The following is a 21,588-nucleotide window of genomic DNA, read 5'->3' on the forward strand; positions in this document are numbered from 1 at the left end:
CTCGACCAGCTCGACCAACGGGCAGTCAGCTCTACGAGCCGCAGGCGTTCCCCTCGTAGGTGTGCTCTGTCGCCACGCCGGCCGCCGTGACCGTCACCGATCCGGCCGCCAGTGCCGACGAGCGGGCCGGGAACGTCTGGCGCCAGGTGTCACCGGGCGCCAGGTCTCTCGTCGACCGCTTCCCGAGCTCGCTCGCGATCCGCACGTCGAGCGGCTCGTCCGAGACGTTCCGTGTGCTCACGACGAGGAACGCACGCGGTCCGCGACAGATGGTCTCGGTCATGACCTCGGTCAGAGCCGGTGCTGCGTGGGATGCCGCGAGCGGCGACACAGTGATCCGGTCGACGACCGGCGCCCAGCGGGACCGCAGCGGGAAGTCCGGCCAGACGTCGGACGCGTAGGTGGTGCCGTCGAAGTTCGGCGCCTCCTGCGAGCTCAGCGTGATGGTGTTCGCCCCCTCCTCCAGGTCGAGCACCACCGTCTTCTCCCAGAAGCTGTTCGCGTGGAACGTGTGCGGGAAGAGCACCGGGGCCGGGGCGCCACCGTTCACCGAGATGTCCGCCCGGCGGGCGATCGGGTCCGGGTTGTAGTGCGACGCCGGCGACTGCTCAGGGTTCGAGTACCGCAGGACGACGGCGTGCGGGCCGGCCTGGCCTGCGTCGACCTGGAACGTCAGCGTGCTGCCGTTGCCCGGCTCTCCCCCGACGTCTGTCACCGCCTGGCCGCCCTCGGCCAGTGAGAAGTCGGCGACCTTCGCCGAACCGGCCAGCTCGGCGTCCTCGGCCTGGTACTCGGTCGCCGCGAGCGCCCCGGTCCCGGGGGCCACGGTGAGCCGGTCGACGACGACGCCGTCGGCGCCGCCCGTGACGACCACCTTGTTGACGCCTCCGGTCAGGTGCGCGGCGACCTCGTGGGCTCGCGCCGACCCACCCTGGCCGAGGTCGAGGACCTCGCGGCCGTTGACGGTGAGCGTGCCGGTGCCGGCACCGAGGGTGTCGACGCCGAGGGTCGCCTCGCCGTCGCGGGCGCCGTACACCCAGAACGTGGCGGTCTCGCCCTCGGCCAGCTCGACGCCGCCCGCGCCGGAGACCGTTGCCGGGTCGACGCCGTCGGGCGCCTCGTACAGCGCGCGCCCGCCGTCGAGCGTCGCGTGCTCCGCTTCGTAGACGGACACGCCGGCGTCCGGGTTCGGCAGGGCGAGCGTGATGCGGTCGAGGATCGCGTCCCCCTGGGTGACGCCGGTGCCGTCGAGGCTCTGCGCGGCGAGCGAGATGGTGTGCGTGCCCGCCGTCAGCTCCACCGTCGTGTCGGCGTGGTCCCAGACCACCCACTTGTAGCCGAGCGGCAGGTGGAGCTCCTGCTCGGCGGCGCCGTCGACCCGGACGAACACGTTGGTCGGGCCTTGCTCGGCCACCGCCTCGTACGTGTTGGCGCTGTTGGCGAAGACCGACAGGTCGTACGTGCCGTCCTCGGGCACGGTCACCTCGAAGTCGAGGACGCCGTCGGAACCGGTGCGCAGCCCGCCGACGTCGTACCCGCCGGAGGTGTAGAACTTGCCGACGTCGGCCGGGGAGCCCTCCGGGCCGTTCAGGCTGTAGCCCGACCCGGTGTAGGTGGCGTCCTCCGCCTCGTAGCTGCCCTCCCAGGACGTGGGTGCCTTGCTGGTGCTCTCGCCGACGCCCGCGGGCGTCACGACGATCTCGTAGGCGGACGACTCCTTGAGGAGCGGCAGCGCCTCGCCGTCGAACTCCACCGCTACCTTGCCGCCGGCGACCGGGAGGGTCAGCTCGGCGAGGTGTCGCGGCTGGGCGGAGTCGCCGAGCTGGCCGGTCCACGGGATCTCCCGGACCGTGACGCGGACGTCGTCGCCGAACACGTCGGCGGGCACGTTCACGAGCTCGACGGGCGCTGCGCCGTCGGCCCCGCCGACGATGGTGCGCGACATCGCGCGCTCGGTGTCCAGGGTGGAGACGCCCTGCAGCGTGTAGTTCTCGCCGGGGAACGGCGGAGTCACCTCGACCGTGCTCCCGCTCATCTGGGCGTACGCGTTGAACAGCCACCACTGCCCGTTGCCGCGGTCGGACTGGACGGCGGAGTCGGAGAGGTTCCCGTCGATGTTCCAGTACGCGATGTCGGCGTCGACCTTGGAGTCCTCGATGGCCGAGATCCACTGGATCATCTGGCCGGGGACCGAGGTGTGGTAGTTGAACGCGTACTCGTTGATGTTGATCGGCAGGTTGATGCCGGCCAGGTCGGTGCCGGCGAAGACCTCGGCCTCCCAGTCGCGGTAGGTCGCCACGGACTCGCGGATCTTCTCCGGGTGGGACAGCTCGTGCCAGGTGATGATCTCCGGCACGGTCCCGGCCTCGACGGTGTGCTCGAGGAAGCCCTTGACCTGGCTGTACAGGATGCTCGTGTTCGGGCCGGCGATCCGCGCGTCGGGCATGCGCTCCTTGATCAGCGCGTGCACCCGGTCCCAGGCGGCGAAGTAGTCGGCCGGGTCGTCGAGCCAGGACGTGCCGTCATAGCTCCACTGCCCGGTCCCGAACATGTTGCCCTCGGGCTCGTTGAACGGGACGAAGACGATGTTGTCCCGGTACTCCTCCGGGAGCTCCAGCACCTGGTCGACCTGGACGGCGATCTTGTCGACGAAACCGTCGAGCTTCTCCTGCGGGGTGTCGCCCGGCCACTCGTACGGGAAGCCGCGGTGGATGTCGGTCATGTAGATGTAGACGTCGCCGTCCGTGGCGTCCGCGAGCGGCCGGACCACCTCGAGCGCGTCGGCGCCCGGGTGCTGGGGGCCGTCCTGCGCCTTGGTCGAGACGGTCCGGACGCCCATGCCCTCGATCAGGTTGTCGCTCGGCAGCCCGTCGCCGTACAGGCCGTACAGGGTGCCGGACGCGCCGCCGTGGAACTGGCCGGTCTCGGAACCCAGGTCTACTTGCAGCTCACCCCGGTGCACCGTGACGGTGGTGGTCACGGGCGCGCCCGTTGCGTCCCCCGCGACGGTGAACTCCCCCGGCTGCGCGTACTGCGCGGGGTCGATCTCGTCCCAGGTCACCGGTACGTCGCGGTCGTAGTCGTCGCTGAAGACGGCGCGCACCGCCTCGGGCAGCTCGGGCGCCGCGGCGACCGTCGTGCGCACCTCGAACGTGTCCTTCGTCAGCTCCACCATGTCTGGCCTCTCCTCCACGAGCTGGGCCACCTGGTCCCCGCTCAGGGCCGCCCGGTACAGGCGGAAGTCGTCGATCGCGCCGTCCAGCAGCGGATCAGGGTAGAACGACCGGCCGATGTAGCCGGCCGACTGCGCGGCGTCCGTGAGCAGGTCGCCGGCGGCCACCGTGGACCGGGCGCTGCCGACGGCCACGCCGTCCAGGTAGGTGGTGAGCCGGTCGGCCGCCGTGTCGAGGGTGGCGGTGAGCGTCACCCAGTCATCGGCGCGCAGCGGGCCGTAGCCGCTGGTCTGCGCCTCGCCGCCCCCGCCGTTCGTGGTCAGCGCGGTGCGCAGGCGTCCGTCACCGTTCGACGGCGTGGCGAACAGGTACCGCGAGGTGTCCGTGCCGAGGTCGAAGACCCGCTGCCACGCACCGCCGGTGCCGCCCCAGCGCACGCGTGCCGACACGGTGACGTCGGTGGCACCCTCCAGCGCGGCCCGCGGGATGGTCACGTAGCCGCCGCCGGACCCGCCCGGCAGGTCGAGCGCGGTGCCCCCGCCCTCGGCGTCCACCACGCTCGTGGTGCCCGAGATCGCGCCGTCCAGGCCGTTCCCCGAGGTGTCGGGGACGACGGCGCCCGCGACGTCGTCCATCGTGTAGTGCAGGTCGGGCGCCGGAAGCTCCTGCGCGGTCCCCGTGGTGGTGGCGCCGACCCCGGCGGCCGGGGCCGCCAGCGCCGCACCGGCTGTGCTGCCGGCGAGCGCCAAGGCCGCGAGCGCCGCGACGGCGGAGCGCCGGGACCTACGCCACGCCGGTCCGGGGTGGGGTGCTGGTGCTGGTCCGCTGCTCGGCGGCCCGCTGCGCGAGCGGCCGTGCCATGAAGGTGTCGTGCTCATCGTTGAGTGCCTTCCTTCTCGTCATGGGTGGAACGTGGTTCATGGGTGGAACAGGGTTCATGGGTGGAACAGGGTTCATGGGTGGAACGGGGATCGGTCGCTGGGCCTGGGCTCGAGATCGGTCGGTTGCTGGATTGGGCTCCTTGAGTTCGGTCGGTTGCTGACCTCGATCCGTGAGATCGGTCTTTTGCTCTGAGATCGGTCGTTTGATTGACCGATCTCAGAGCAAAAGACCGATCTCACGCCTGGCGCCGTGCAAGGGACCGAACCCACGCCCGGGCGGTGCAGCGGACCGGCCTCGTCGAGAGACCTCCCCCGCCCGGCGAACCGGTTCGACGATGCCCAGCAGAACGGCATCCGGGAAGATGTGTCCGGACGCTGGTAGGCCGCTGCGGCCAGCCCACGAGGTCGGCAGTCCGCTGCGCGCCGCCTGCGAGGTCGGCACTCCGCATCGAGGTCGGTCCAGCGCTGGACCGATCTCGATGCCATGTGCCGACCTCGTGCGGGACTGCCGACCTCGCGGAGCGAAGCGTCGACCGGTGCCCAGCAGGCGCACTCAAACCGCCCCGTCGGTACGCGGTCCCGCAGTAGCTGTCCCCAAAGTGGACGGCCCCGCCGCATCTGGCCCCGCACCAGTCGGCCCCGCACCGACACCGCCCGCCCCCGCCGTCGGCGCTCCTTCGGCGGGCGTACCCAGCGCGACCCGGCCCGTCGTCCGGCCGACGACGTGCGGCAGGGCGCCGTCACGCAGGAACACCGGCACGACGTCGAGCGGGGCGTCCGCGCGCACCGTCGCGCCGCCGTCGTACGCCTGGCCCGTGGCGGCGTCGGTCCAGCGGGCGCCCGCCGGGAGGTAGACGTCGCGCTCCCGCACGCCCGCGGCGAGGACCGGCGCGACCAGGACGTCCGGGCCGAGCAGGAACTGGTCGTCGACGTCCCACGCGCGGGGGTCGCCGGGGAAGTCGTGGAACAGGCCGCGCATCACCGGCTGGCCGTCGGTGTGGGCGGCGCGCATGGCGTCGCGGACGTAGTCGCGGAGGGACTCGCGCAGGTGGACGTAGCGCTCCAGCACGCCGTAGACCTCCTCGCCGAAGCTCCACAGCTCGTTGGGGCCACCCGAGCCCAGCCGCGGCGAGCCGTCGGCCGCGACCACCTCGTGCCCCGGCAGTCGGTCGCCGTGCAGCCGCATCACGGGGCTGAACGCGCCGAACTGGAACCACCGCACGAGCAGCTCGTGGAACGCCGGGTCGGTGACGTCGCCCCGGTGGAAGCCGCCGATGTCGGTGGTGAACCACGGGATCCCCGCGACGCCCATGTGGATGCCGGCGGTGACCTGCCGCGCCAGGTCCTCGAACGTGGACGAGATGTCGCCCGACCAGACGAGCGCGCCGTAGCGCTGGCTCCCGGCCCAGGCGCACCGGACCAGGTTGACGACCTCGCTCTCGCCGTCGGCCACCAGGCCCTCGTAGAAGGCGCGCGCGAAAGCCTGCGGGTACACGTTGCCGACCCGCAGGGCCGGGCCGAGGTGGTACCGGAAGTTGTCGTAGTCGTAGACGCCGTACTCCGGCTCGGCCTCGTCCAGCCAGAACGTGCGGATGCCGTGGGCGCCGTAGTTGCGCCGGCAGATGTCCCAGAGCCAGCGCCGCGTCTCGGGGTTGGTCACGTCGAGGAAGGTGCTGGGGCCCTGGAACGACATGTGGACGTCGAGCCCGCGGTCGGCGCGCACCAGCAGATTGTTCCGGCGCAGGTACGAGTCGTTCTCCGACTCCAGCGAGACCTGCGGCCACACCGAGACCATGAGCTCGGCACCGAGCTCGCCCAGCTCGGCGACCATGGCCGCCGGGTCCGGCCAGAACTCTTCCTCGAACCGGTAGTCGCCCATCTTCGGCCAGTGGAAGAAGTCGGCGACGATCACGTCCAGCGGCAGCCCGCGCCGGTGGTGCTCGCGCGCGACCTCCAGCAGCTGCTCCTGGTTCCAGTAGCGCAGCTTGCACTGCCAGAACCCGAGCCCGCGCTCGGGCATCATCGGGGCGTGCCCCGTCGCCTCGGCGTAGGCGCGCGAGATCTGCGCGGGGGTGCGACCGGCGGTCACCCAGTAGTCGAGCTGCTTCGTCGACTCGGCGTGCCACTCGGTGCGGTTGCGCGCGAACGTCGCGCGCCCGATCGCCGGGTCGTGCCACAGGAACCCGTACCCGCCGCTCGACATGACGAACGGCACGCTCGCCTGGGAGTTACGGTGCGCCAGCTCGAACGTGGAACCCTTGAGGTCCAGCACGTGCTGCTGGTACTGGCCCATCCCGTACAGCTTCTCGTCCGGGTCGGACTCGAACGACGCCGTGAGCGTGTGCCCGTCGTCGCCGAGCCGCGGGCGGAAGTTCCGGGCGCGCAGCTGCAGCGAGCCGCCCTGGCCGAGCTCACGGAGCAGGAGCCGGCTGTCGGCGTCGTAGAAGGCAAGGTCGCAGTGCGACACCTCGTAGCCGACGGACTCGTAGAACCCGCTGGTCGTGGTGAGCTCCACACGGAGGTCGCCGTTGACGAGCGTCGCGCCGTCGGCCCTGAGCTCGACGCGCGCCGCGGCGTGGGCCTCGGGGTCGGGCGGCAGCAGGGCCCAGTCGGTGTCCTCGACGTCGCCGAGGACCGTCGCGCGTACCCGCACGCTGTCGCGGCCCCACGGCTCGACGACGACGGTCTCGCCGCCGCTCCGCCAGGTCAGGCGGGTGCCGTCGGCGCGCACCGGCGTGGTGGGGTCGGTCATCGGGTCTCCTCGGGTCGTGCAGTGGGTCGTGCAGTGGGTCGTGCAGTGGGTCGGGCAGTCGGTACAAAGACACGCATGGTCGACGGGCCACGTTCGGCCCAGCGGTGGTAGGGCACCAGGGTCAGGTCGAGCGCGGCGGGCACGCCGGTGTCCGACGTCGGCGCGGGTGCGCCGCCCGGACCGCCGGGGCCGAACGGCGGGGTGCCCGCGCCGCCCCCCGGCAGCGGCACGACGGCGGCACGGACCACCGCGCCGTCACCCTGCGCACGAGGCGCGACCTTCGGGTCGAGCCGCACCTGGTCGAGCAGCACGCCGTCGGGCAGGTCCACCGACTCCAGCGCGAGCACGAGCGGGCCGCGCTCGACGGCGACGGTGCCGCGCACGGCGTCGACCCGCGGATCGGGCCAGGTCAGGCGCGGGGCCACGGGCAGGTCGAGCGTGACGACGTCGCCCACCGCGAGCGCGGGGGTCCCGGCCGTCGCCCATCCCGGCCGGACGGCGGCGGTGGCACCGTCGGGGCCGGTGAGCGTGGCGCCGTCCGCCCAGTGCGGTACGCGCAGCCGCAGGGTGACCGGCCGCTCGGGGACGGCGGTGACCTCTACCCGGATGCGGCCGTCGTGCGGGTACTCGGTGGTCACGCGCAGTGCGAGCTCACCGCCGTGCTCCCCCACTTCCAGGCCGTCGACCGAGATCCGGAGGTCGCCCGCGGTGTACTGGGCCAGCGACACGACGACCCCGTCGCCGTCCGACGAGTCACCAGACGCCTCCTCGACGAACGCCGCGTACGCCTGCCACGAGGCCAGGGTGCGCGCCACGTTCGTCGGGCAGCACGACACGTCGAACCACGGCGCCCGGACGCCTCCCTCGGCGCGCGGGTTGACGGCGTCGGGCCGCACGTCCGCGCCCGGCTCGCGCTGCTGCAGCGGGTTGGCGTAGAAGAACGCGCGCCCGTCCGCACGCGGCGAGGTGGCGACGACGTTGTAGAGGGTGCGCTCGATGAGGTCGGCGTACCGCACCTCGCCGGTGGCGAGCAGCAGGCGCCAGGAGACCATGACCGACGCGACGCCCGCGCACGTCTCGCAGTACGCACGGTCGGGCGGCAGCTCCCAGTCGTCGCCGAAACCCTCGTCCTGGTGCCGCGAACCCATGCCACCGGTGAGGTAGGTGCGGCGCTCCACGGAGCGGGTCCACTGCCGTTCGACGGCGGCGCGCAGGTCGTCGTCCCCCGTGTCGACGGCGACGTCGACCGCCCCGGCCGCGAGGTACAGGGCGCGCACGGCGTGGCCGCGCCAGACGTCGGCGTCGCGCACCGGGACGTCGTCCTGGAAGTAGGCGGGGCTGAGCAGCGCGATCGGGGCGAGGGTGCCGTGCCCGCGCCGCTCGACGAAGAGCCGGGCCTGCTCGGTGTACCGCGGCTCGTCGAGCGCACGGCCCAGCTCGGCCAGGCCGAGCTCGATCTCGGGATGGCCGCAGATGCCCGGCTGCCCACTGCTACCCAGGCCGTCTACGCCGAACTCCCGGCAGACATGGTCGGCGGCGCGGCGGGCGACGCCGACCAGGGCGTCGTCCTCCCCCACAGTCCGCACACGCGCGACCGCCGCCTGCAGCAGGTGGCCCGTCACGTACAGCTCGTGGCCGGTCGAGAGATCGGTGTACCGGCCGGCCTGCCCGGCATGGCCGAAGCAGGTGTTCAGGTAGCCGTCCTCGTCCTGGGCGGCCGCCACCCGGTCCACCACCTTGCCCAGCAGTTCACCCGTGGCGGGTTCGCCCGTGCGGCCGTACTCCCAGGCCAGCGCCTCGAGGAGCTTGTACACCTCGGAGTCGGAGAACTGCCATCCCGGCCGCTCCCCGCCCGTGGCACCCTCCGCGACCCGGTCGAAGTTGCCGAGCCAGCCGAGCTGCTCCATCCAGTCCAGGCAGTGCTGCAGCGTCGCCCGGGCGTTCGTCTCCTGGAGCGCGCCCCAGAAGCCGCCGTCGAGCCGCAGCTCGCCGACGCCGAGCCCGCGGCGCAGGCCGCGCGGGACGACCGGTCGCGCGCGGGCTGCCCGGGCTGCCCCGGCCGCCCGGGCCGCCCCGGCCGCCCGAAGCTGCGACGCGACGGGGCGCGTCGAGTGTTGCTCTGTCACAGGGTTCCTTTGTCTCTGTTCCTGGTACTCGTCAGTCCTTGACCGCGCCCGCGGTGACGCCCGCGGCCACGTACCGCTGCGCCACGACGAGCAGGATCGCCGCCGGCACGGACGCGACGACGGCGGTCGCCATGATCGCGTTCCACTGCGTCGTGTTGTTGCCGATGTAGTTGTAGATGCCGAGCGTGATCGGGATGAGCTCGCCGTTGCGGTTCAGGGTCGAGGCGAAGATGAAGTCCGACCACGCCCACAGGAACGCGAACAGCGAGACCGTGAGCGTCGAGTTGCGGCTCACCGGCAGCACTATCGAGCGGAAGGTACGCCAGGCGCCCGCGCCGTCGACCCGCGCGGCCTGCAGCAGCTCGCGCGGGATGCCCGACATGAACGCCGTGTACAAGAGCACGCCGAACGGCACCGCGACCGTCGAGTCGGCGATGATCAGCCCGCCGACGGTGTTGAGCAGGCCCAGGCTGTTGTAGACCGCGTAGAAGCCCATGGCCATGACGACCGCCGGGATCATCTGCGCGACCAGCAGCAGGAAGTTCAGCGTGCGCCCGCCGCGCAGGTTGAGCAGCGCGAGCGCGTAGCCGGCCGGCGCGGCGATCACCACGGTGAGCACCACGCAGCCGAGCCCCACCAGCAGGCTCGTGCCGAGGGCCGGGAGCTGCTGCTGGAACACCGCTGTGTACCCCTCGAACGTCGGGTCCCAGGGGAACCAGTGCGGTGGGTCGGACCGCAGGTCGCTCGTCCGCGTGAGAGAGACGTTCACCATCCAGTAGACGGGGAACAGCATGAACGCGGTGAGGACAAGGCCGAGGGCGGTCTTCCACCAGGGCTTTCGACTGGTCATGAGTCCTCCTGACGGCGCTGGAGCTGCAGGTGCAGGAATCCGAAGACGAGGGCGACGAGGATCAGCAGGTTGCCGACCGCGGCGGCGGGCGAGAAGTCCGGCTGCCCGGTCCCGAAGGCCTCCCGGTAGGACCAGATGGCGAGCGTCGTCGACGCGTCTCCGGGCCCGCCGGTGGTCATGATCCAGATGACGTCCACGACCTTGAGCGTGTAGATCAGCCCCAGCAGGATCGTGATGGCGGAGACCGGGCGCAGCAGCGGGAACGTGATGCGCCAGAACTGCTTCCACGGCCCCGCGCCGTCGAGCGACGCCGCCTCGTACACCTCGCCCGGGATGTTCTGCAGCCCCGAGTACAGGATCACGAGGTTGAACGGGATACCGAGCCAGATGTTCGCGATCGTCACCGACAGCAGCGCGGTGTCGGGCGAGGTGAGCCAGTTGATCTGCGCCAGCCCGAACGCGCCCAGCACCGAGTTCACGATGCCGTTGTCGCTGTTCAGCATCCACGCCCAGGTCGACGCCGACACGATCAGCGGGAGCAGCCACGGCACGAGGAACATCGCCCGCAGCAGCCCGGACAGCCGGAACCCGGAGCGGAAGAACACCGCGAGCGCCAGGCCGATCGCGTACTGGAACACGATGGAGGCGACGGTGAAGACCGCGGTGTTCCAGAGCGCCGTCGGGAACGTCGCGGAGGTGAAGATCTCTGCGTACTTCTCGAACCCGACGAACTCGGCGTTGCCCTGGACGAACGCGCGGATCGTGTAGTCGTGGACGCTGAGGTCGATGTTGCGCCACAGCGGGTAGACGTAGAAGAGGATCAGGTACACGAGCAGCGGAGCGGCGAACCCGGCGGCGGCCCACTGGGAGGCAGCGGGCCCGCGGCGCCGGTGCGGCGTCGGCTGCCGGTCCACACGGGCCGCCGTCGCCGCAACGATGGCAGTCATCAAAGCTTCCTTAAGTCTTTCCGTTGAGTGCTGGATATTCGCCCTTCGACGGGCAGTTTCAGGGCGAATATCCAGCACTCAACGGCGGCGGGTGGTCAGTTGGTGGCTGATTCCGCTTCTGTCTGGGCCGTCTTCAGGGCCTCTTCTGGCGTAGCCGCGCCCGAGAGGGCGTTCTGGACTGCCGTCCAGAGGGCCTCGGAGATCACCGGGTAGTCGGCGCCCAGGTCGTCGCTCGTGCGGCCCTTGGCGTTGCGCACGGCCTCGACCCACGGCTCGAGCTCGGGCTTCTCCTCGACGAGCGCGGCCTGGCCGTCCGCCGTCGGCGGCACGTAGTACGCGAACGTGTTCGCGGTCTCGACGAAGCCCTCCGGCGTCGTCATGCACTCGACGATCTGGCGGGTCACGTCGTAGCGCGCGGTGTCCTCCTGGACGGGCGCCATGATGAACTCGCCGCCCGTCGGTGCCGGTGCGACGCCGCCGTCGCGCGCGGGAAGCTGCACGATGCCAGTCTCGAACTCGGCCTCGGCCGCGCTGTTGACCTGCCACGTGCCGTTCTCCGCGAAGGCGAAGTCGCCGGTGAGGAACTCCTCCCACACGGTGTTCTGGGAGTTGTTGATCACCGAGTTGGGCGCGTAGCCCTCGTCGAGCCAGCCCTTCCACAGCTCGAGCGCCGCGACGGCCTCGGGCGAGTCGAGGTCACGCAGGTCCGCGCCGGCACCCCAGAACCATGGCAGGAACTGGAACGAGCCCTCCTCGGTGCCGATGCCGGCGAACGTGATGCCCTTGTGCCCGGCGTCCGTCACCTCGGCGAGGGCCGCGGTGAGCGAGTCCCAGTCGGTGATCGAGGCCGGGTCCACGCCCGCGTCCTCCAGGACCTCCGCGTTGTAGTACAGGGACAGCGTGTTGGCGCCGATCGGGATGCCGTACGTGTCCCCGCCGACGACGCCGGCGGCGAGCAGGTTCTCGTCGATCGCGGAGGTGTCGAGGCCGAACTCCTCGACAGTGGTGAGCATGCTCGTGTCCGCGAGCGTGGACACCGCCGGGTTGTCCAGCAGGATGACGTCGGGCGACGTGCCCTCCTGCGCGGCCAGCAGCGCCTGGTTGGTCAGCGCGGTGGTGTCGTAGGCGGTGCGCTCGATGGTGACGCCGGCCTCCTCGCCGCACGCCTGCACCCGGCCGGTCCAGTCGGACGCGTCGTCGTGCTGGGGGTACGGGTCCCACCAGGTGTAGGTGCTGTCGTCGCCGCCGCTGCTGCCGCCGGCGGCCGCACCGCCGGACGAGCACGCGCCGAGCACGCCGACCAGGGCGAGCGCGGAGAGGGCCGCGAGCGTGGTGGGCCTGCGCCTGGTCTGCCGGGCGGGCTGCGGGGTCTGGGCCGCGGTGTGGTGCATGGTTCCTCCTTGAACAGGTCCGGCACGACGACGCCGTCGGCCGGCTGGGGGGTACTTGTCTGCTGGGGGGTGTCAGGCCGGCCGCGGCACGCCGGTGCTGCCGCGGTCGACGAGCTCGGGGGTCACGAACCGCACGACGTGCGCTTCGTCGGCCGCCACCTCGCCCTCGATCCGGCGCACGAGCTGGCGCACGGCCATGCGGCCGAGCCGGTCCGGCGCGCTCTCGATCGAGGAGTAGGGCAGCGAGAACGTGCGGGCGAACTCGTCCGAGTACCGGCCGACGACGGACAGGTCGCTGGGCGCCGTCAGCCCGCGCTGGTGCAGGACGGTCGGCAGGGCTGCCGCCGCCGCCTCGTTGTTGATCAGCAGCCCGGTGACGGCGGGGTGCGTGTCGAGCAGGGCGTTCAGGTCCTGCCCGACGTCGGGCTGGTGCGACGACGCCGACACGGTGTGCAGCCTGATGCCGCGCGCCTTCGCCGCCTCGAGGGCGGCGTTCTGCAGGCGCCACACATAGGCGCCGCCACGCTCGATCACGTGCTCGGGCTGCGACACGAGGGTCACCTCGCGGTGCCCGAGCCGGTGGAGGTGGTCCACCATGAGGCGGCCCGCCTCCTCGAAGTCGAGGTCGAAGACGTCGACGCCGGTGCAGTCGGCGGGCAACCCGACGAGCGCACCCGGCTGTCCGGCGGCGCGCAGGATCGGCAGGCGCTCGTCCCGCTCGGCGACGTTGAGCAGCACGACGCCGTCGACCATCCGCGAGTCCGTGATGCGGCGCAGGGCACGTGTGCCGTCCGCCTCGGTGACGAGCAGGATGTCGTAGCCGAGCTCGCGGGCCGTGTTGGAGACGCCCAGCATGTACTGGAGCATCGCGGGTGCGAACTCGTCCTCGAGGAACTGGGCGAGCAGCCCTATCACCATCGTCTGCGACGTGGCGAGCGCCCGCGCCCCGGCGTTCGGTGTGTAACCGAGCTGCCGGACGGCGTCCTCGACCCGGCGGCGCACGTCCGCCGAGATCGCCCGCTTCCCCGACAGCGCGTACGACGCCGTGCTGCGGGAGACTCCCGCCGCCTGGGCGACATCCCCGATGGTGGCCACTCCGCCTCCTGTGCTGTTGCGCGCTCCGTTGCTGGCCGGCTCGCATCCGTTGCGAACCGGTTCGACTCTAACCAGAGATCTCGGCGAAGCGCAAGAGTGGACAAATTGGCCTCTTGCGGCGCACACCGTTCGAAACTAGCGTCGTGGCAGGCCGGAAAGTCGAACCGGTTCGCAATCTCAACGAGGAGATTCCATGAAACGCACCCTGTCCCGCGCCAGCATCCTCGCCCTCGTCCTGGGCGTCGCACTGGTCTCCCCCGCCGGCCCGGCGCAGGCCGCCGGCAACACCCTCACGGTCGACGTCGGCTCCGTCGTCCGGCCCGTGACGCACGTCGGTTCGGGCGGCCTGTACGGCGTCGGCTCGAACTCCAAGCCCACCACCGACCAGCTCCTGCCACTGAGCCCGAACAGCTTCACGCAGCCCGCGCCGGGCACCACCCACCTGGGCAACGGCGCGACCGAGCCGTGCTGCGACGCGCTCGACGTCGCGGACAACATCACACGCGCCGGCGCCCAGCAGCTCGTCCGCATGCCGGACATCTACCCGTCGTTCCCCTACCAGTGGCAGGGCTGGGCGGACTGGGAGCAGAAGGTCCGCACCATGGTGCAGAAGCGCCTGGCGGCCACCTCGACGACGAACATCCGCGGCTGGGAGCTGTGGAACGAGCCCGACTGGACCTGGAACACGTCGGCGGCCGGGTCGTTCAACGACGGCTGGACCCGCACGCACCGTCTGATCCGGTCGCTCGACACGGTGACGCCGATCGTCGGACCCAGCGACTCGCACTACAGCCACAACCGGATGGTGTCGTTCCTGACCCACGCCCGGGACACCGGCACGCTCCCCGACGTCATCGTCTGGCACGAGCTGGGCGACATGGACTGGAACTCGTTCGACGACCACGTGGCCGACTACCGGGCCATCGAGAGCTCGCTCGGCATAAGCCCGCGCCCGATCTCCATCAACGAGTACAACTCGTTCAACCAGATGGACATCCCGAGCGTCGCGGTGCACTGGATCTCGGTGCTGGAGCGGCACGGCGCACGCGAGGCGCACCGCGCGTACTGGTTCGAGGCCGGTACGTTCAACGGCCTGTTCACGCTCCAGGGTCAGCCGACCGCCTCGTACTGGGCCTACCGCTGGTACGGCGCACAAGCGGGCAACATCGTGCGCACCACCCCGCAGAGCTGGCTCGACGGCGTCGCGGCGTACGACTCGAGCCGCAAGATCGTCAACGTGGTGCTCGGCGGGGACAGCGGCAACAACAGCGTGCGGGTCAACGGCCTGGGCTCGTTCGGGTCGTCGGTCCGGGTGACCGTGAACGCGGTGCCCGGCAGCGGCCGGCACACCCATGTCGCGGCGCCGACGGTGCTGTCGACGTCCACGCTGCCCGTGTCGAACGGCAGCGTCACCGTCCCGGTCAACGGGATGACGGCGGAGGGCGCCTACCAGGTGGTCGTCACCCCGGCCGGCGGACCGACGTCGAGCTGGCAGCAGGTCTACGAGGCCGAGAACGCGAACGTCGTGAACGCGCAGACCCGGGGCTCGTCGGCCGCGTCGAACGGCTCGTACGTCGGCGGCATCGACGGCGCGGCCGACATGCGCTCGCAGAGCTTCGTGGACTTCACGGTGAACGTGCCCACGGCCCGCAGCTACACGATGGCGGTCCGGTACGCGAACGGCACCGGGTCGACGTCGACCCACGGGCTGGCGTACAACGGCGGCGCGTTCTCGACGGTGGCCTATCCGCCGACGGCGGGCTGGGCCCAGTTCGGGACGACGAACGTGACCGTCTCGCTGCGGGCCGGCTACAACGTGATCCGGCTGGCGAAGGGCTCACCGAACTTCGGGGGCGGTACGGGCTACGCGGAGCTGGACAGCATCACGCTGTCGTAGACGCGCGCTTCTACCCAGTGATCCGGCCCGAACTCGTCGTGAGTTCGGGCCGGATCACTGGGTACGCGGGCGCCTCCCCACGAGAGATGGGGGCTTGACCGGCTAGTCAGACCCGTGATGTGCTCTGCGGCGTTGACTACGTAGTCAACGGGTCGGCAAGGGGTCGAGCAGGGTTCAGCGAGGGAGCTGCGCATGGGTGCCACGGGTGCCGCACCACGGGTGTCGATGACCGACGTCGCCCGCCGCGCCGGCGTCTCCCAGAAGACCGTCTCGCGGGTCGTGAACGGCGAACCGCACGTCACCGAGGCGATCCGGGCCAGGGTCCAGGCAGTCGTCGACGAGCTGGGGTTCCGCCCGAACGCCGCGGCACGCGCCCTGGTGACCCGCCGCAACCGGCGCATCGGCATGGTCACGCCGAGCACGTCGCTGTACGGCCCGGCGTCGATCCTGGAGGGTGTCGACGGCGCGCTGCGCGGCTCCGGCTACCACCTGAGCGTCGCGCGCACGCAGGGCAGCGGCGTCGGCGACCTGCAGGCCGCGATCGACGAGCTCGTCGCCCAGGACATCGCGGGCCTGGTGCTCTCCGAGCCGATCGACCTGGGCCGCCCCGACCTGCGCATCCCGAACGGGCTGCCCGTGCTCAGCTTCGGCTCCCCGAGAGTCGGCTCCCCCAGCGCCACCGAGGCGATCGCGCGCCCCGACGAGCTCGTGCTGGGCGCCGACGAGACGGCCGGGGCCCGGTCCGCCGTCGAGCACCTGCTCGCGCTCGGGCACCGCACGGTGCACCACATCGGCGGCACGGAGGGCTGGTCGGCCACGGCGCGGCGGATCGCGGGCTGGCGTGCCGCACTGTCGGACGCCGGGATCGAGGTGCCGCCCGTCGTGCACGGCGACTGGACGCCCCGGTCGGGGCACGAGGCCGCCGTCGGTCTGCTGCGCCGCGCCGGCGTCACCGCGATCTTCGCCGCCAACGACCACATGGCCATCGGCGCCGTCCGGGCCGTCGAGCAGGCCGGCCTGCGGGTCCCCGAGGACGTCAGCATCGTGGGATTCGACGACGCCCCCGAGGCCGAGTTCCTCTCCACCCCCCTGACGACGGTGCGCCAGGACTTCGCCGAGGTCACCCGCCTGGCGGTGCACCGCCTGGTCGGCACCATCGAAGGCCGTCCGCCCGCGGAGCGCCACCGGCTGGTCCCCGCCCGGCTGATCGTCCGCGAGAGCACCGCGCCACCGCCGTCCGCCACCCACTGACCTGTCAGAACCACAGGTCACCGGAGTGACCTGCGCGTCTGACAAGTTCCGGCCCACCACCCGAGAGGCAAGCATGAGCACACTGCACCACCTGAACGACGGGGTCCTGTTCGGCGCCGCCTACTACTACGAGTACCACCGCCCCGAGCAGCAGCGCGCCGGGCAGCTCGAGCGGGACCTGGACCTGATGGTCGAGGCGGGCTTCACGGTGATCCGGGTCGGCGAGTCCGTCTGGTCCACCTGGGAGCCGGAGAACGGCCGCTTCGACCTCGACTGGCTGCAGCCCGTGCTCGACGGCGCCCACGAGCGCGGCATCAAGGTGATCCTCGGCACGCCGACCTACGCCGTGCCGATGTGGCTGGCGCGGCTGTACCCGGAGATCAACGTCGTCCGCGCCGACGGGAAGGCGATGGGCTGGGGCGCACGCCAGGAGATCGACTACGCCCACCCGGCGTTCCTGTTCCATGCCGAGCGGATCATCCGCGCCGTCGTCGCCCGGTACGCGCAGCACCCCGCCGTCGTCGGGTACCAGGTGGACAACGAGCCGGGCAACGAGATCTTCCACAACCGGCAGGTCTTCGAGCGGTTCGTGGACCACCTGCGCACCCGGTACGGCACGGTCGAGCGGCTCAACGACGAGTGGGGCCTGACGTACTGGTCGCACCGCCTGTCCACCTGGGCGGACCTCTGGACGCCGTCGGGCAACGCGCAGCCCCAGTACGCCCTGGCCTGGCGCACGTTCCAGGCGCAGCTCACGACCGACTTCATCGGCTGGCAGGCCGACGTCGTCCGCGAGTACGCGCGCGAGGACCAGTTCGTCACCACCTGCATCTCGTACGACCGACCCACCGTGCAGGACGACGCGCTCACCCGTGACCTCGACGTGACCGCCGGCAACCCGTACTACCGGATGCGGGACCACCTGGCCCTGCCCCTGACCGTCACCCCGGACGAGTCCTGGATGGCCTCGGGCACGTGGGCGCTGTACGCGATGGCGGACCGCATGTACTCCTCGAAGCAGGCGCCGTACCTCGTCACGGAGACCAACGCACAGGCGATCGGCGGCCCGTGGCAGAACGAGCCCGCCTACGACGGCCAGTGGCGCCAGGTGGCCTGGGCCCTGGTCTCCCGCGGCGCCACCATGATCGAGTACTGGCACTGGCACACGCTGCCCTACGGCACCGAGACGTACTGGGGCGGGATCCTGCCGCACTCGCTCGAACCCGGCCGGACCTACCACCAGCTCGCGGCCCTGGGCGGTGAGCTGCGCACGGCAGGCGCGGCGGTCGCCAACCTGACCCCGGACGCCGACGTCGCACTCGTGTACTCCACCGCCAGCAAGTGGTCTCTCGCGGAGTTCCCGCAGATCGGCGGGGGTGCGGGGCCGGACCGTGGCGGCTACGACCGGATCTTCGGCAGCTTCTACCGCGGGGCGTTCGACGCCGGTCTGCAGGCCCGCCTGCTGCACGACACCCGGCTGACCGACAGCACGCCCGAGGAGACGGCGGCCACCCTGCCGGTGCTGGTCGCGGCCGGCGTCACGATCGCCGACGACGCCTGGCTGTCGTGGCTCGAGCGGTACGCGGCGGCCGGCGGGCACCTCGTGCTCGGCATCCGCACCGGGTACGAGGACGAGGAGGCCCGCGCCCGCGCCGAGCGCAAGCCCGCGCACCTGAGCGAGGCAGCGGGTGTCTTCTACGACGAGTTCGCGAGCATCGACACACCCTTGGCCGTGCGGGGCGCGGACGGCTTCGAGCTGCCCGACGACGCCCGCGCGACGAGCTGGGTCGACAGCCTCCAGGTGCTCGACGCCGACGTGCTGGTCCGCTACGACCACCCGCACTTCGGCCGGTGGCCGGCCGTGACCACCCGGGCACACGGTTCCGGCCGGGTGACGACGGTGGGCACGATCCCCGATCCGGCGCTCGCGCGCGCGGTGCTGCGGTGGGCGGTGGCGCACGGCGGTGCGGGCGCGGCGTCGGCCGGGGCGGCCGGACTGGAGTGGCGCCCGCAGGGGCCGTCGCAGACGGTCGGCGGCGCGACCAACCCCGCGGGTGAGCGCGTGCGGTTCGTGCACTCGTGGTCCTGGGAGCCGAGCACCTTCGTCCTGCCGGGTGCGGTGCGCGACCTGCTCAGCGGCGAGGAGCTGGCCGCGGGAGCCGAGCTGGAGCTCGGCCCGTGGGACGTGCGGGTGCTGCTGGAGGTGTGATCAGGCGGGGTCGTCAGGCAGGGTCGTCAGGCCGGTCCTGGTCGGATGCCGCCAGGTCGTCGAGGAAGCGGATGACGACCTCCCGCTCCTCGGCGGTCAGGCGGGCCGCGGCGTCGAACCGTCGGGCGTGGCTGCGCCCGACGGTCTCGCGCGCGATGCGCCGCGTCTCCGGGGTGACCTCGATCGCGAGGCTGCGCCGGTCGGAGGCGTGCGGGGTGCGCCGCACGTGGTCACCGGCCGCGAGCCGGTCGATGAGCTTCGTGGTCGACGCCGTCGTGATGCCCAGGTGCTCCGCGATGGCGCCCGGCGTCACGACGCGACCGTGGTTCTCCATGGCGATGAGGAAGCGCAGCGCACGCATGTCGGTCTCGCCGAGCTTCATGTAGCGCCGTGACGTCTCGCTCATCCGGCGCTCGGTCTCGCGCCAGCGACGCAGCCCCTCGAGGACGCGCACCACCTGGTCGATGTCGGGGTCGTCAAGGCCCGCGATCCGCACGATCTCGTGATCGGGATCCAGGATGCGCGGATCCAGCATCGACGGCTCGGCGTCCTGGCGGGTCAGAGCTTCGGGATCCACGTTGGGATATTACCCCCTTGCCTTATTGCGTCATTTGCTTGCAGGTAGCCAGGCTAGCTAAATTGGCATGCGGACGGCCGGGCACCTGACCCGGCCGACATCACAGGAGGAACCGACGCATGCGGCTCTGGTCATTGGATCCGGCACTGGATCCGGCACTGCTCGACCGGCAGGGTCTCACCGCATGCCGGCGCGAGGCCCTGGGCTCGGAGCGCGCCTCGTGAGCACCGGTTCGCGCGTACCGCGCTGGCTCCGGGTGACGCTGCCCGCCGTGCTCATCCTGGTCTGGCTCGTGGGCGCGGCGATCGGCGGCCCGTACTTCGGGCGCATCGACGAGGTCTCCTCCAACGACCGCACCGCCTACCTGCCGGAGACCGCCGAGGCGACCGAGGTGCAGGAGCGGCTCTCCGGCTTCACCGACGACGACGCGGTGCCCGCGATAGTGGTCTTCGTCGCCGGGGAGGGTGCCGGGAGCGGCGCCGAGGGCGAGCTCTCCGAGGACGACCTCACCGCGATCGGCGATCGGCTGAGCGCGGCCGGCGAGCTCGAGGTGGTGGACGGCGACGTCTCCCCGCCCCTGCCCTCCGACGACGGCGCCGCCGCGCGGGCCTTCGTGCCGCTGTCCGGCTCCGCGGACCTCGGCGAGGCCACCGGCGAGCTGCGGGACACGCTGAGCGAGGACCTGCCGACCGGCGTCGACCTCTACATCACGGGACCCGCGGGCTTCTCGAGCGACCTGGCGTCCGCGTTCGCCGGGATCGACGGCCTGCTGCTCGGTGTCGCGCTCGCGGCAGTGCTGGTCATCCTCGTGGTGGTCTACCGTTCGCTGCTGCTCCCGCTCGCCGTGCTCGCGACGAGCATGTTCGCGCTGTGCCTCGCGCTGCTGACGGTCTGGCACCTCGCCCGGGCCGGGGTGCTGCTGCTCAGCGGACAGACCCAGGGCATCCTGTTCATCCTCGTCATCGGCGCGGCGACGGACTACGCCCTCCTGTACGTCGCGCGCTTCCGTGAGGAGCTGGTGCGCACCCCCGACCGGTGGACCGCCACCTGGCGGGCCCTGCGGGGCTCGTTCGAACCGATCCTCGCCTCGGGCGGAACGGTGATCGCGGGCCTGCTCTGCCTGCTGCTGAGCGAGCTGCGCTCCAACAGCACGCTCGGCCCGGTCGCCGCCGTCGGCATAGCGTTCGCGATGCTCGCCGCGCTCACGCTGCTCCCCGCGCTGCTGCTCGCGCTCGGCCGCGCGGCGTTCTGGCCCCGCCGTCCGGCGTACGACCCTGCCGCGGCGCAGCCCGGCTCGGAGCGCAGCGGGGAGCGCGGGCTGTGGGGGCGGGTCTCCCGCGCCGTCCGTACCCGGCCGCGGACCATCTGGATCACGACGGCGGCGGTCCTCGCCCTCGGCTGCGTGGGGATCACGCAGCTCCAGGCCTCGGGCGTACCGCAGTCGGAGCTGGTCCTCGGGGCGTCCGACGCGCGCACGGGGCAGGACCGGCTCGCCGAGCACTTCCCCGCCGGGTCGGGGAGCCCGGTCTACGTCGTCGCGCCCCAGGACGAGCTGCAGCGGGCGGCCGACGTCCTGCTGGAGGAGGACGGGATAGCGCAGGTGGCGATCTCGGCGGACACCCCGAGCGGGACCGCCCCGGTCACGGCCGAGGGCGTCCAGGCGGCCGAGCTGCCCGCGGGGGCGCCGGGTGATGCACCCGAGCCGGCCGTACCTGAGCCCGCCGTCTCCGACGGCGAGGTGCTCCTCCAGGGCACGCTCGGCGACGCCGCCGACTCGGCCGCCGCGGAGCAGACGGTCCGTGACCTGCGCACCGCCTACGCCGACGCGGTCCCCGGGGCGCTGGTCGGCGGCGAGTCCGCCACCGACCTCGACACGAACGACGCGTCGATCCGGGACCGGACCCTCATCGTCCCGATCGTGCTCGTCGTGATCCTGCTGATCCTGATGCTGCTCCTGCGGGCCGTGCTCGCGCCGGTGCTGCTGGTCCTCACGACCGTGCTGTCCTTCGGGACGGCGATGGGTGTCGCCGCCCTGGTGTTCAACGACCTGCTGGGGTTCCCGGGCGCCGATCCGGCGGTGCCGCTGTTCGGCTTCGTCTTCCTCGTCGCGCTCGGGATCGACTACAACATCTTCCTCATGACCAGGGTCCGTGAGGAGTCGATGGCGCACGGCACGCGTGAGGGCGTGCTGCGCGGGCTGAGGCTCACCGGGGGCATCATCACGTCGGCCGGGCTGGTGCTCGCGGCGACCTTCACCGCGCTCGCGGTGATCCCCGTGCTGTTCCTCGCGCAGCTCGCGTTCATCGTCGCGTTCGGCGTCCTGCTCGACACCTTCGCCGTCCGGTCCTTCCTTGTCCCGGCCCTCGGCTACGACATCGGCCGGGCCATCTGGTGGCCGTCCAAGCTGGCGCGCGGGCGGAGGTAGCCGGCCCGCCGTCC

The 21,588-nt window shown here is 71.9% G+C and carries 12 protein-coding genes; 4 read left to right on the forward strand and 8 right to left on the reverse strand.

Features of this window, described 5'->3' with window-relative positions; translation table 11 throughout:
- Positions 1-31 precede the first annotated feature (31 nt).
- The 7 genes from ACQEVI_RS26670 to ACQEVI_RS26700 all read right to left on the reverse strand — a co-directional run bounded on the left by ACQEVI_RS26670 (position 32) and on the right by ACQEVI_RS26700 (position 13,215).
- Complete coding sequence (locus ACQEVI_RS26670) at positions 32-4,051, reverse strand: LamG-like jellyroll fold domain-containing protein (RefSeq protein ID WP_432905289.1); 4,020 nt, start codon at positions 4,049-4,051, stop codon at positions 32-34.
- 556 nt (positions 4,052-4,607) lie between these two features.
- Positions 4,608-6,806, reverse strand: coding sequence for a glycoside hydrolase family 31 protein (locus tag ACQEVI_RS26675; protein ID WP_432905292.1), 2,199 nt, complete (start codon positions 6,804-6,806; stop codon positions 4,608-4,610).
- The gene (locus ACQEVI_RS26680) at positions 6,803-8,932 is read right to left on the reverse strand and encodes a glycoside hydrolase family 127 protein (protein ID WP_432905295.1); all 2,130 of its coding nucleotides are present in this window, start codon (positions 8,930-8,932) and stop codon (positions 6,803-6,805) included. Before ACQEVI_RS26680 ends, ACQEVI_RS26675 begins: the two co-directional genes overlap by 4 nt.
- Positions 8,933-8,963: 31 nt before the next feature.
- Positions 8,964-9,782 carry a carbohydrate ABC transporter permease gene (locus ACQEVI_RS26685; protein ID WP_432905297.1) on the reverse strand — a complete coding sequence of 273 codons (819 nt, stop codon included), beginning with the start codon at positions 9,780-9,782 and terminating at the stop codon, positions 8,964-8,966.
- Complete coding sequence (locus ACQEVI_RS26690; protein ID WP_432905300.1) at positions 9,779-10,729, reverse strand: carbohydrate ABC transporter permease; 951 nt, start codon at positions 10,727-10,729, stop codon at positions 9,779-9,781. The genes ACQEVI_RS26685 and ACQEVI_RS26690 overlap by 4 nt, the downstream gene beginning before the upstream one ends.
- A gap of 95 nt (positions 10,730-10,824) precedes the next feature.
- Positions 10,825-12,120, reverse strand: a complete 1,296-nt coding sequence (locus ACQEVI_RS26695; RefSeq protein ID WP_432905303.1) for a sugar ABC transporter substrate-binding protein — start codon at positions 12,118-12,120, stop codon at positions 10,825-10,827.
- A 72-nt stretch (positions 12,121-12,192) separates the two neighbouring features.
- Entirely contained in the window at positions 12,193-13,215 is a 1,023-nt protein-coding gene (locus ACQEVI_RS26700) for a LacI family DNA-binding transcriptional regulator (RefSeq protein WP_432905306.1), read from the reverse strand.
- A gap of 193 nt (positions 13,216-13,408) precedes the next feature.
- On the opposite strand from ACQEVI_RS26700, the gene ACQEVI_RS26705 reads away from it, so the two are divergent.
- The 3 genes from ACQEVI_RS26705 to ACQEVI_RS26715 all read left to right on the forward strand — a co-directional run bounded on the left by ACQEVI_RS26705 (position 13,409) and on the right by ACQEVI_RS26715 (position 18,572).
- Entirely contained in the window at positions 13,409-15,112 is a 1,704-nt protein-coding gene (locus ACQEVI_RS26705) for a CBM35 domain-containing protein (RefSeq protein WP_432905309.1), read from the forward strand.
- A gap of 192 nt (positions 15,113-15,304) precedes the next feature.
- Positions 15,305-16,363, forward strand: coding sequence for a LacI family DNA-binding transcriptional regulator (locus ACQEVI_RS26710; RefSeq protein WP_432905311.1), 1,059 nt, complete (start codon positions 15,305-15,307; stop codon positions 16,361-16,363).
- A 73-nt stretch (positions 16,364-16,436) separates the two neighbouring features.
- Complete coding sequence (locus ACQEVI_RS26715; protein ID WP_432905314.1) at positions 16,437-18,572, forward strand: beta-galactosidase; 2,136 nt, start codon at positions 16,437-16,439, stop codon at positions 18,570-18,572.
- A gap of 13 nt (positions 18,573-18,585) precedes the next feature.
- Here the strand turns inward: ACQEVI_RS26715 and ACQEVI_RS26720 are convergent, their stop codons facing one another.
- Positions 18,586-19,149 (reverse strand): MarR family winged helix-turn-helix transcriptional regulator, encoded by a 564-nt coding sequence (locus ACQEVI_RS26720; RefSeq protein ID WP_432905317.1) that lies wholly within the window; start codon positions 19,147-19,149, stop codon positions 18,586-18,588.
- A 184-nt stretch (positions 19,150-19,333) separates the two neighbouring features.
- On the opposite strand from ACQEVI_RS26720, the gene ACQEVI_RS26725 reads away from it, so the two are divergent.
- Complete coding sequence (locus tag ACQEVI_RS26725; protein WP_432905320.1) at positions 19,334-21,574, forward strand: MMPL family transporter; 2,241 nt, start codon at positions 19,334-19,336, stop codon at positions 21,572-21,574.
- The last annotated feature ends 14 nt before the right edge of the window (positions 21,575-21,588 follow it).

Origin of the sequence: Promicromonospora sp. CA-289599 (assembly GCF_050936155.1) — a bacterium.
GTDB lineage: Bacteria > Actinomycetota > Actinomycetes > Actinomycetales > Cellulomonadaceae > Promicromonospora.